At 47.0% G+C, this 12,108-nt stretch carries 9 protein-coding genes; 7 read left to right on the forward strand and 2 right to left on the reverse strand.

Going from position 1 to position 12,108, the window contains the following annotated elements; all coding sequences use genetic code 11:
* A partial coding sequence (locus ACJMLT_RS04960; RefSeq protein WP_405727479.1) for a ribonuclease domain-containing protein occupies positions 1-345 on the forward strand: 345 nt, incomplete at its 5' end.
* Between the two features lie 15 nt (positions 346-360).
* On the forward strand, positions 361-597 hold the full coding sequence (locus ACJMLT_RS04965) for a barstar family protein (RefSeq protein ID WP_405727482.1): 237 nt from the start codon (positions 361-363) through the stop codon (positions 595-597).
* Positions 598-645: 48 nt separating this feature from the next.
* Here the strand turns inward: ACJMLT_RS04965 and metA are convergent, their stop codons facing one another.
* Together metA and ACJMLT_RS04975 are read right to left on the reverse strand one after the other, a co-directional pair.
* On the reverse strand, positions 646-1,602 hold the full coding sequence (gene metA / locus ACJMLT_RS04970; RefSeq protein WP_405727485.1) for a homoserine O-acetyltransferase MetA: 957 nt from the start codon (positions 1,600-1,602) through the stop codon (positions 646-648).
* Between the two features lie 169 nt (positions 1,603-1,771).
* Positions 1,772-3,058 carry an O-acetylhomoserine aminocarboxypropyltransferase/cysteine synthase family protein gene (locus ACJMLT_RS04975; RefSeq protein WP_405727488.1) on the reverse strand — a complete coding sequence of 429 codons (1,287 nt, stop codon included), beginning with the start codon at positions 3,056-3,058 and terminating at the stop codon, positions 1,772-1,774.
* 748 nt (positions 3,059-3,806) lie between these two features.
* Here ACJMLT_RS04975 and ACJMLT_RS04980 point away from each other — a divergent pair.
* The 5 genes from ACJMLT_RS04980 to ACJMLT_RS05000 all read left to right on the forward strand — a co-directional run bounded on the left by ACJMLT_RS04980 (position 3,807) and on the right by ACJMLT_RS05000 (position 11,961).
* Positions 3,807-7,256, forward strand: a complete 3,450-nt coding sequence (locus ACJMLT_RS04980) for a DNA polymerase III subunit alpha (RefSeq protein ID WP_405727503.1) — start codon at positions 3,807-3,809, stop codon at positions 7,254-7,256.
* 11 nt (positions 7,257-7,267) lie between these two features.
* Entirely contained in the window at positions 7,268-7,516 is a 249-nt protein-coding gene (gene mtrB / locus ACJMLT_RS04985) for a trp RNA-binding attenuation protein MtrB (RefSeq protein WP_405727491.1), read from the forward strand.
* A 72-nt stretch (positions 7,517-7,588) separates the two neighbouring features.
* A complete protein-coding gene (gene pfkA / locus ACJMLT_RS04990) occupies positions 7,589-8,581 on the forward strand; it encodes a 6-phosphofructokinase (RefSeq protein ID WP_405727494.1) in 993 nt (330 codons plus the stop codon).
* A 76-nt stretch (positions 8,582-8,657) separates the two neighbouring features.
* Positions 8,658-10,415: a pyruvate kinase gene (gene pyk / locus ACJMLT_RS04995; RefSeq protein ID WP_405727497.1), complete on the forward strand. Its 1,758-nt coding sequence runs from the start codon at positions 8,658-8,660 to the stop codon at positions 10,413-10,415.
* A gap of 322 nt (positions 10,416-10,737) precedes the next feature.
* On the forward strand, positions 10,738-11,961 hold the full coding sequence (locus ACJMLT_RS05000) for a DUF819 family protein (RefSeq protein ID WP_405727500.1): 1,224 nt from the start codon (positions 10,738-10,740) through the stop codon (positions 11,959-11,961).
* Positions 11,962-12,108: the final 147 nt, after the last annotated feature.

Consider the following 12,108-nt stretch of genomic DNA (forward strand, 5'->3'; position numbering starts at 1 on the left):
GTTTATACCATCGATGAGGACGGCTGGTATTACAGCACAGAGGATGTAGCTCTGTATCTGCATACTTACGGCGAACTGCCCGATAACTTTATTACAAAGAAAGAAGCACAGTCTATGGGCTGGGATAATAAAAAAGGCAACCTGTGGGAAGTAGCGGATGGTATGTGCATTGGCGGTGACCATTTTGGCAACTATGAAGGTCTGCTGCCCGAAGAAGATGAATATACAGAATGTGACGTGAACTATGAAGGCGGTTACCGCGGCGCAGAGCGTATCATTTTCTCTGATGATGGTGATATCTACTATACAGGCGACCACTATGAAAGCTTCGAACAGCTGTATTGATTCGAGGTGAAGGATATGAAATATATTCTGGATGGAAAGAAAATGGGTTCCAGAGAAGAAGCTCATGGTTATCTGAAGGAAACCTTCGGTTTTCCTGCGCACTATGGGAATAATCTGGATGCCCTCCGTGACTGCCTGATGGAGCAGGCGGATGTGGAAATCGAAGTACAGCATGAGGAAGAAATGCTGGCAGCTTTGGGCAGATACGGGGAACTGCTGCTGCAGGTGCTACAGGATGTGAAAAACAGATAAAATATAAAAAGGATATATCCATTGAGGATATATCCTTTTTTGTTTTGTTTAGTCGAGTTTAATGGGTTCGGGATAAGCAACGTTATCATTACTGATCCGTGTGATGTCATAGGGAGAAGTCTGATATACGAAGTAGTTCAGCCAGTTGGAGTACAGCAGGTTGGCATGGGCTCTCCATGTTACCAGAGGATCCTTGGTGTCATCGTTGTTGGGATAGTAGTTTTTGGGAACAGCGATTTCCAGACCGGCATTTTTGTCACGCAGATATTCTTTTTCCAGTGTGCGGGGGTCATATTCGGAGTGACCCATGATGAATACCTGTTTGCCGCCGTCAGTGTGGATCGCGTATACGCCAGCTTCATCAGAGGAAGCGATGATCTTCAGTCGGGGTTCTTTTTCGATCAGTTCTCTGTCCACGGTTGTATGTCTGGAGTGGGGTACATAGAAGATATCATCGGAACCGCGGAAGAGGATGGATTTTTTCTTTTCCAGTACGTGGGGGAATACGCCGAACATCTTTTCATCCATGATGCGTTTGTTGATGCCGTAATGGTAGTACAGACCGGCCTGAGCGCCCCAGCAGATGTGGAAGGTGCTGTGTACGTTGGTTTTGCTCCATTCCATGATCTCTACCAGTTCATCCCAGTATTCCACTTCTTCGAAGGGCATCAGTTCCACAGGAGCCCCTGTGATAATCAGACCGTCCCAGTTCTGGTCTTTTACATCATCAAATGTTTTATAGAAGGAGATCATGTGATCTTCCGGTGTGTTTTTGGATTCATGGCTCTTTGTATGGATCAGTTCCAGTTCGATCTGCAGAGGAGTGTTGCCCAGAAGACGGGAAAGCTGCGTTTCTGTATCGATCTTTGTGGGCATCAGGTTCAACAGAAGGATGCGCAGAGGACGGATGTCCTGTGTCATCGCTCGGGTTTCTGTCATAATAAAGATATTTTCATCGGTCAGTACCTGTGCTGCAGGTAATGCGTTAGGAATCTTAATTGGCATAGTAAATGCTCCTTTCTGGTTTGATACTTACGGATTGCTCCGCGATGCTCCCGCAATCCTGAGAATATTCGAAATCTGCCCTGTTCGGGCAATTTCTCATGTTCTGACGGGCGCCAAGGTCATACGTTTTGATACGAGCACAAAAGCGCTGACTTTTTCACCCTTAGTATCATTTGATTGCTTCCAGAGCCTGAGCGATATCATCGATCAGATCCTGTGCGCTTTCCAGACCGCAGGACAGGCGAACCATGTCGCCGGGAACACCGGCCGCTGCCAGTTCTGCATCTGTCATCTGTCTGTGAGTGGAGCTTGCGGGGTGCAGGCAGCATGTTCTTGCGTCTGCTACGTGAGTTTCGATGGCTGCTGTTTTCAGGTTGCCCATGAATGCTTCAGCTGCTTTTCTGCCGCCTTTTACGCCGAAGGAAACAACGCCGCATGTGCCGTTAGGCATGTATTTTTTTGCTACTTCATAGTATTTGTCACCTTCCAGACCGGGGTATGTTACCCATTCGATCTGTTCGTGGTTTTTCAGATATTTTGCTACAGCCAGACCGTTTTCACAGTGACGGGGCACGCGTACATGCAGGCTTTCCAGGCCCAGATTCAGAATGAATGCAGACTGGGGAGAAGGAGAGGAGCCGAAGTCACGCATCAGCTGTGCAGTTGCTTTTGTGATGAAAGCGCCTTCCTTGCCGAATTTTTCTGCGTATGTGATGCCGTGGTAGCTGTCGTCGGGTGTGCACAGACCGGGGAATTTTTCAGCGTGTGCCATCCAGTCGAAGTTGCCGCTGTCAACGATGCAGCCGCCGACTGCAGCGCCGTGGCCGTCCATGTATTTTGTTGTGGAGTGTGTAACAATGTCAGCGCCCCATTCGAAAGGTCTGCAGTTGATGGGTGTTGCGAATGTGTTGTCGATGATGAGGGGAACGCCGTGGGCATGGGCAGCCTTTGCAAAGCGTTCGATATCCAGTACGGTCAGCGCGGGGTTTGCGATGGTTTCGCCGAATACTGCTTTTGTGTTAGGTCTGAATGCTGCTTCCAGTTCTTCATCGGAGCAGTCGGGGGATACGAATGTGAAGTCTACACCCATTTTTTTCATGGTCACGGAGAACAGGTTGAATGTGCCGCCGTAGATGGTGGAAGAAGCTACTACGTGGTCACCGCAGTTGGCAATGTTGAACATTGCGTAGAAGTTTGCAGCCTGACCGGAAGATGTCAGCATAGCCGCTGTGCCGCCTTCCAGTTCGCAGATCTTTGCTGCCACATAGTCGCATGTGGGGTTCTGCAGTCTGGAGTAGAAGTAGCCGCTTGCTTCCAGATCGAAGAGTTTGCCCATGTCTTCGCTGGTGCTGTATTTAAAGGTAGTGCTCTGGTAGATAGGGATCTGTCTGGGTTCGCCGTTGCCGGGTGTGTAGCCGCCCTGTACGCATTTTGTTTCGATACGGAAATCGCTCATTTTATTGTCCTCCTTGGTAATAAATATAAAAAGTAATGATGTTTTCGTTGGATTGTATGTTCCCTTGGAAATAAAAAAACCCATCCCAAGAAAAACTCTTGAGACGGGGTTAACCGCGGTACCACTCAAATTGCATATCTGAAAATATGCCACCTCTCAGGCTCCAACAAGCCCTATGCTTTTACGCAGCAGTCACGGGAGGAGCCTACTCACGTTTCTGAAAGAAACGCTCTCGAACCTCCGGCTCGGAAGCCATAGGTCCTTGCGTACATTTGTTATCGGCTCACAGCAACCGCCGACTCTCTGGAAACATAGGCACGCGACCCTCTTCGTCATAGCCTTTTATGTGAAATTGTTTTTGTATTGCTGAATATTATAACACCATGCTAGATTTTGTCAACCAGTTTTTTGCCAAGGTTCATGGATCGGGCAGGCGGTTCGGGGAAAAGAAGTCGAAAGATGAAGAAAAGGGGCATTCTGCAATATGAATAAAAAAGTGTGGGAAAAGTGGGACAAAAATTGCCTCATGGGACAAATTAAGTGTGTCATTTATGCGTTTTGCTGAAAAATATCGATTTTTTTTGTTTGGATTTTCTACTTTCAAAGGTGGAATCTTGATAATTTTGTTTTATTTCAAGGATACTTTATGGTATAATATTACAAGATTCTTAGGAGAAACGAAAAAGAAGAGCGTTGTTGAGAAACGGAGGTGTGTGGTTTGAATCAGGAAAAAATGAGTCAAAAAGACATGCCGTTTACACATCTTCACGTCCATACAGAATATAGTCTGCTGGATGGTTCTGCAAAAATCAAGGAACTGGTACAGCGAGTGAAAGAACTGGGTATGGACAGTATCGCCATCACAGATCACGGTGCCATGTATGGCGCGGTAGAGTTTTATAAAGCTGCGCTGGATGCTGGAGTAAAACCGATCATCGGCTGCGAGGTTTATGTGGCGGAAGGCTCTCGTTTCAAAAAAGAAGGCAAGGGCGGTGGTTACTACCACATGGTGCTTCTTGCAGAAAATAATGAAGGCTATCAGAATCTGATCAAGCTGGTTTCTTATGGATTTACGGAAGGCTTCTATTATAAGCCCCGTGTGGATAAGGAGCTTCTGCGAAGATACAGTAAAGGGCTGATCGCTTCCAGTGCATGTCTTGCCGGGGAAGTGCCCAGAAACATTCTGACGGTTTCCTATGAAAAAGCAAAGGAAGCTGCGCTGGAATATCTGGAGATCTTCGGGGAAGGGAATTTCTTTCTGGAACTGCAGGATCATGGCATGAGAGAGCAGAAGGTGGTCAATCAGGCATTGGTAAAAATGAGTGCGGAAACAGGTATCCCTCTCATCGCCACCAATGACAGCCACTACATTTATAAGGAAGACGCAGATCCCCATGATATCCTCCTGTGTATCCAGACGGGCAAAACCATTCTGGATGAGGACAGGATGCGGTATGAGGGCGGACAGTTCTATGTGAAAAGTCCGGAGGAAATGTATCAGCTGTTCCATTATGCTCCCGAAGCCTGTGCCAATACGGCAAAGATTGCGGAAAGATGTAATGTAACATTTACCTTCCATGATCTGAAATTGCCTCGTTTTGATGTGCCGGAAGGCAAAACAGCAAATGAATACCTGAGAGAAGTTTGCTACGCAGGCTTCCAATCAAAATATCCTGAAGCGAAAGCGGAATGGAAAGAAAGACTGGAATACGAACTTTCTACTATTGAAAACATGGGCTATGTGGATTATTTCCTCATCGTCTGGGATTTTATCAAATACGCAAAGGACAACGGCATTATCGTTGGCCCCGGCCGAGGTTCGGCGGCAGGCAGTATGGTTTCCTACTGCCTCTCCATTACGACCATCGACCCTTTGAAATATGACCTGATTTTTGAGCGTTTCCTGAATCCCGAACGTGTCAGCATGCCCGATATCGATATTGACTTCTGCTATGAAAGAAGACAGGAAGTCATCGATTATGTCATCCGAAAATACGGCGAAGCTAATGTGGCGCAGATCATCACCTTTGGTACCATGGCAGCGAGAGCCGCCATCAAAGACGTGGGCCGTGCGCTGGCAATGCCCTATGCCGATGTAGACCGTATTTCCAAGATGATCCCCACGGAGCTGGGTATCACCATTGAAAAAGCGCTGAAGATGAATCCTGACCTGAAAAAGGCCTACGAGGAAGAAGGGGATACCAAACGTCTCATCGACACATCCCTGCGTCTGGAAGGACTGCCCCGACACTCCTCCACCCATGCAGCCGGCGTTGTCATCTGCCGGGAACCTGTTATGGAATATGTGCCTCTTTCCGCCAATGACGGACAGGTCAATACCCAGTATACCATGACGCTTCTGGAAGAGCTTGGTTTGCTGAAAATGGATTTCCTTGGCTTGAGAACATTGACGGTCATCCAGTCTGCAGTGCAGGAAATCGAACGTATCCACGGCGTAAAGTTGGATATGGACAACCTGCCGGAAAATGATCCCGCAGTCTATGACATGATCTGTCAGGGCAAGACGGAAGGGGTGTTCCAGCTGGAAAGCGGCGGCATGAAACAGTTCATGAAGGAGCTGCAGCCCAGATGTCTGGAAGATCTGATCGCCGGCATCGCCCTGTATCGTCCCGGCCCCATGGATTTTATTCCGAAGTATATCCGAGGGAAAAACGCCGGCGGCAATGTGCAGTATACCCACCCGAAACTGGAACCGATCCTGAATAACACCTACGGCTGTATCGTGTATCAGGAACAGGTAATGCAGATCGTAAGAGATCTGGCGGGTTACAGTCTTGGCCGAAGCGACCTGGTGCGCCGTGCCATGAGTAAGAAAAAAGCTTCCGTTATGGCGGAAGAACGGGAAAAATTCATTTACGGTGACGGAGATGAAGTGCCCGGTTGTGTGAAAAATGGGATCCCTGCGGAAGCGGCGGAAACCATCTTCGATGAAATGACAGACTTCGCAAAATATGCGTTTAATAAAAGCCACGCGGCCTGCTATGCGGTCGTTGGCTATCAGACAGCATGGCTGAAGGCCCATTATCCCGTGGAATTCATGGCGGCGCTGATGACCAGTGTCATGGATAATGCGGCGAAGGTCAGCGGTTATGTGGAAGAATGTAAGAAAATGGGCATTCGCCTGCTGCCCCCCGATATCAATGAAGGCTACAAGCAATTCTCCGTTTCCGACGGGAAGATCCGTTTTGCTCTGGCAGCTATCAAAAATGTCGGCAGAGGCGCGGTGGATGCACTGGTCAAAGAAAGGGACGAAAACGGCCCTTACGCCTCTCTGACGGATTTTTGCAGCCGTATGGAAGGCGGTGAATGGAACAAGCGTGGCATTGAAGGCCTGATCAAAGGCGGTGCCATGGACAGCTTCGGCGGGTTCCGCAGCCAGTATATGATGATTTATAAAAATATTCTGGATGGGATCGGTCAGGCGAGAAAGAATAACATTGAAGGTCAGTTGAATCTCTTTGATCTGGGGGGGCATGAAGATACCTTCCAGCAGAAAGATGATCTGCCCGACCTGCCGGAATATCCTGCCAGAGAAAAACTGGCTATGGAAAAAGAAGTTCTGGGGATTTACGTCAGCGGACACCCTCTGGCGGAATATGAAGAACAGATCCGCAGGAAAGTCAGTCACACCAGTCTGGATTTCCTTCCTCCCGAGGAGGACGAAGACCGACTGCAGGTGGCGGAGGAAACAAAAGTGATCGTTGGCGGTATGGCAACGGGGATTTCTGTGAAATATACCAGAAACAATGATAAAATGGCATTCCTGACGCTGGAAGATTTTCAGGGCAGCATGGAAGTCATCCTCTTCCCGAAGGTATATCAGAACTGTGCCATGTTCCTGAAGGAAGAAGAAGTTTATCTGGTCAGGGGCAGAGCCAATGTTTCTGCTGACGGAGAGGGCAAGATCATTGCCATGGAGGTCAATCCTCTGATCCTTGGAGAAAAAGAGCCGCCAAAATCCGTATGGCTGAAGCTGGGAGGAGAAAAAGAAGTGCCTTTCCAGCAGATCACAGCAATTTTAAGAAAATATAGTGGGGATGTTCCCGTTTATATTTATAATGAAAAAACCAAACAAAAGATGAAGGCAGACCGTATCTACTGGGTCACAGGGGAAGAAAGTCTCTGCGAGGAGCTGCGGATCCTGCTGGGTGAGAAAAACGTGGCATTAAAGTATTAAGGGGGAGTTCTATGGCAGAAAAAATCGGAACGGATATGCCCTATGTCTGCGTGAAAGCGTTGGAAAAGGGTGTGAATATCATCGGCGTTACCCGTGGTGAGGTGACAAAGATCCACCACACAGAAAAACTGGATCAGGGCGAAGTATTGATCGCTCAGTTTACAGAAAACACTTCTGCTATGAAAATCCGCGGCAGTGCGGAAGTTTATACTCAGTTCGGCGTGATCCGCGCCGGCGAAGTGGATGTAGAAAGAGTATAATTTTGTACTGAAAACACTTTAAAGAAGGTCAAATAGAGTAACTTTTATATTTTTTATAGGAGGAAAAAAGCTATGGCAGAAAAGAACGAAGGAAAAAAAATCAGAAAAATTGGTGTACTGACTAGCGGTGGCGATGCTCCCGGCATGAATGCGGCAATCCGTGCCGTTGTTAGAACAGCAAAATACCATGACATCGAAGTAATCGGTATCCGTAAAGGTTACGCAGGTCTGATCGGCGGCGAAATCAAAGAACTGCACAGCAGAGACGTATCCAACGTAATGAATCTGGGTGGTACAATCCTGCACACAGCACGCTGCCCTGAAATGATGACAAAAGAAGGCGTAGACAAAGCAGCGGCAATCTACAAAATCCTGGGTCTGGACGCACTGGTAGTAATCGGTGGTGACGGTTCTTACCGTGGTCTGGCAGAACTGGCAAAACGCGGTGTAAACGGTATCGGTATCCCCGCTACAATCGACCTGGATATGCGTGGTACAGAATACACAATCGGTTTTGATACAGCAGTAAATACAGGTATGGATGCTCTGAACAAACTGCGTGATACATCCAACTCCCATGAAAGATGCTCCGTTGTAGAAGTTATGGGTAGAGATGCCGGCTATCTGGCAATCTGGTGTGGTCTGTGCGGCGGTGCAGAAGAAGTAATGTTCCCTGAAGAAAAAGAAAAAATCGACAGCGCGAAAGTAATCCAGCAGATTCTGGAAAACAGAAGCATCGGCAAACGTCACAACCTGGTAGTAGTAGCAGAAGGCGTAGGCGGCACACAGCAGCTGGCAAATGACATTCAGGAACTGACAGGTATCCAGACAAGAGCAACAATCCTGGGTCACCTGCAGAGAGGCGGCAGCCCTACAGCAACAGACCGTATGCATGCATCCATGATGGGTTACCTGGCAATCAAAACAATCATGGAAGGCAGAGAAAACGTTGTTATGGCTTACAACAATGGCAGATACGAAGTACTGGATCTGTTCGAATCCATGGAAATGACAAAAACACTGGATAAAGAAATGTATGATGTAATCAAAACTCTGTCCATCTAAGTTTTGATGTGATCACCCTGTACGTTTTATATTTATATAAGATATACCAAAGAGGAATAAGAGGAGGAACAATAAGATGCGCAGAACAAAAATCGTTTGTACACTGGGTCCTGCAACTAGCGATGTGGAAACAATGAAAAAGCTGATTGAAAATGGTATGAGTGCAGCTCGTGTCAATTTCTCTCACGGCTCTCATGAAAGCCACGCAGAAACAATTGCAAAACTGAAACAGGCCAGAGAAGAAATGGGTGCTCCCATTCCCCTGATCCTGGATACAAAAGGTCCTGAAATCCGCGTAAAAACATTTAAAGAAGATAAAGTAAGACTGGAAGAAAATTCCACTTTCACACTGACAACAAGAGATGTGGAAGGCGACGCAAGCATTGTTTCCGTAACATATGAAGATCTGCCCAAAGATGTACACAGAGGTTCTCGTGTACTGATCGATGACGGTCTGATCGAACTGATTGTAGAAGACATCACAGAAACAGATGTTGTATGTAAAGTTATCAATGGCGGTGTTGTAAAATCCCGTAAAGGTGTAAACCTGCCCGGCGTAGAAGTAAACCTGCCTTCTCTGATGGAAAAAGATATCGAAGACCTGAAATTCGGTGTAAAAAATGGTTTTGATATTGTAGCTGCATCCTTCATCCGTACAGCAGCAGACGTTGTAAAAATCCGTCGCGTACTGGAAGAAAATGGCGGCGGTCACATCCACATCATCTCCAAAATCGAAAGCCAGCAGGGCGTAGACAATATCGATGAAATTCTGGAAGTTTCCGACGGTATCATGGTTGCCAGAGGTGACCTGGGCGTAGAAATTCCCCCTGAAGATGTACCCGTTGTACAGAAAACTCTGATCGCAAAAGCAAACAGACTGGGTAAACCCGTTATCACAGCAACACAGATGCTGGAAAGCATGACTAGCAGCCCTCGTCCTACAAGAGCGGAAGCAAACGACGTTGCAAATGCGATCTTCGACGGCAGTGACGCAATCATGCTGTCCGGCGAAACAGCAGCAGGTGCATACCCTCTGGAAGCAGTTGCTACAATGAACCGTATCGCACTGAAAGCAGAAGGCGCTGTTGACTATGCAACAAAAATGGTAAACACACAGCCTGCAAACGTAAATATCACAAACGCAATCAGTATGGCAGCTTGTGCAGCAGCAGCAGAACTGAACACAGCAGCGATCACAACAATCACACGTTCCGGCTTCACAGCAAGAATGATCGCAAAACATCGTCCTATCTGCCCTCTGATCGCAAGCACACCCGATGAATCCGTATGGAGACAGATGAACCTGATCTGGGGCTGCAAACCCATGCTGTACACAGGTAAACTGCCTAAAGGCGGCGTATTCGATACATCCGTGAAAATCGCTACAGAAAGCGGCCTGCTGAAAGATGGCGATACAGTTGTATCCGCACTGGGTATGCCTCTGGGTATCAGTGGTTCCACAAACACACTGCGTGTTGACATCGTAGGCGATGTACTGTGCAAAGGTAAAGGTATCGGCAACAAAGTGGTAAGCGGTAAAGCAAGAGTGATCAACGCAAGAGATGGCGTAGAACACATCTTCAACCAGGGCGATATTCTGGTAACAACTTCCACAGACAGCAGCCTTATGCCTTATATCAGAAAAGCAGCAGCAGTTGTAGTTGGTCCTATGGATCAGAACGTAGACTGCCACGCTGAAGTTGCTGGAAGTGCACTGGATATCCCTGTGATCGTATGTAATGCGAAAGTGATCGACTTCATCCCCGGCGATGCACTGATCACAGTAGATTCCGAAAAAGGCCTTGTATACAAAGGTATGCCTAAAGAAAACTAAGAACATCATTGAGAGACATCCGAAAGGATGTCTCTTTTTTGTTCAAAATTTTGAATGGATATTCAACAAGTTGTCCGCGAATGAGAAGGACACTTCAAAACAAATGTCTTTCTAATATGGATATAAATGGAATTTTTTTTTTGTACATTTGTTCCAGTTTTCCAGTCGTTTTTTGTCCAATCGGCGAATTGACGAAATCTTTATGGAATGTTAACATATATCACGTAGATTCAGGATATTGAAATATAATATGTGCAATAAAAGCAATCATAAGGATGCCTGAACTACGGAAAAGTATATATTTTTAAAGGAGGTAACTATTATGTTTAGTACACCACTGATCAGTGCTGACAACACATGGGCACTGATGGCAATCACTTGTGGCTGGGCTGCATTCTCTATTTATGCAGAACAGACATGGACATGGGCATCCAAAATGTCCGGTGCGATCGTTGCGCTGCTGGGCGCTCTGATCCTGACAAACGTAGGTATCATCCCTACAAACTGTGTATTCTTTGATGATATCGTATGGGGCTATGTTGTTCCTATGGCGATCCCTCTGCTGCTGCTGTCCTGCGATATTCGCAAAATCGGTAGAGAAGCAGGTAAAATCCTGGTAGTATTCTTCTTTGGTGCTATCGGTACAACACTGGGTGCTCTGCTGGGCTTCCAGCTGCTGGGCGACAAGGTTCCCAATCTGGCTGGCGTAGCTGCTATGATGACAGGTTCCTACATCGGCGGTACAGTAAACTTTGCTGCTATGGCAAGTGCTTTTGAAGTACCCGGTGAAACAACATCTGCAGCAGTTGTAGCAGATAACCTGCTGATGACTCTGTACTTCTTCGTGCTGATCGCGATCCCCAGCATCAAATTCTTCAGAAACAAATTCACACACCCTCACATGGATGAAGTAGAAGCAAGAGGTGTGGATGAAGAAGCAAAAACACAGGCTGCTGCTTTCTGGGGCAAAAAACCCATCTCTCTGTGTGACATCGCTATCAATCTGGCAATTTCCGTAATCGTTGTTTGGTCTTCCACAGAAATCGCTGGTTTCATCTCTGCTGCATTCCCTACAAACCAGGGCAGTGTTGTAAATGACGTAATCGGCGGTCTGTTCGGTAACAAATACCTGATCATTACAACAATTTCCATGATCATCGCTACAATTTTCTCCAAACCACTGGAAAAACTGGGCGGTTCTCAGGAAATCGGTACATACCTGATCTACCTGTTCTTCTTTGTAATCGGCGCACCCGCATCCATCAAAGCGATCTTCCTGAACGCTCCTCTGCTGCTGGTATTCTGCGCGATCATGGTAATCGTAAACATGCTGTTCTGCTTCATTTTCGGCAAAATCTTCAAATTTGACCTGGAAGACTGTATTCTGGCTTCCAATGCGAATATCGGCGGCCCTACAACAGCTGCAGCGATGGCGATCTCCAAAGGCTGGATCAAGCTGGTAGGCCCTATCATGCTGGTAGGTACACTGGGTTACGTAATCGGTACATACTTCGGTACATTCGTAGGTAACTTCCTGGGCGCATAAGCATAGGCTGAACTGACGAATTGAAACAGAAAGAAGGCAAGAACAATGGTTTTTGACGGACATAGTGATATTTTTACGGACGTAACTGTGCGCAGACTGAAAGGGGAAACACAGGTGCTGAAAAACCACCACCTGCCTCGTCTGAAA

This window comes from Anaerotignum sp. (genome assembly GCF_045122575.1).
GTDB lineage: Bacteria > Bacillota > Clostridia > Lachnospirales > Anaerotignaceae > Anaerotignum_A.

What these genes read in the sequence shown, in the direction of transcription:
- pfkA (WP_405727494.1), top strand. Translation starts at nt 7,589, where the DNA reads ATGGCAGAAAAGAACGAAGGAAAAAAAATCAGAAAAATTGGTGTACTG.
- ACJMLT_RS04980 (WP_405727503.1), top strand. Translation starts at nt 3,807, where the DNA reads ATGCCGTTTACACATCTTCACGTCCATACAGAATATAGTCTGCTGGAT.
- ACJMLT_RS04965 (WP_405727482.1), top strand. Translation starts at nt 361, where the DNA reads ATGAAATATATTCTGGATGGAAAGAAAATGGGTTCCAGAGAAGAAGCT.
- pyk (WP_405727497.1), top strand. Translation starts at nt 8,658, where the DNA reads ATGCGCAGAACAAAAATCGTTTGTACACTGGGTCCTGCAACTAGCGAT.
- metA (WP_405727485.1), bottom strand. Translation starts at nt 1,602, where the DNA reads ATGCCAATTAAGATTCCTAACGCATTACCTGCAGCACAGGTACTGACC.
- ACJMLT_RS05000 (WP_405727500.1), top strand. Translation starts at nt 10,738, where the DNA reads ATGTTTAGTACACCACTGATCAGTGCTGACAACACATGGGCACTGATG.
- ACJMLT_RS04975 (WP_405727488.1), bottom strand. Translation starts at nt 3,058, where the DNA reads ATGAGCGATTTCCGTATCGAAACAAAATGCGTACAGGGCGGCTACACA.
- mtrB (WP_405727491.1), top strand. Translation starts at nt 7,268, where the DNA reads ATGGCAGAAAAAATCGGAACGGATATGCCCTATGTCTGCGTGAAAGCG.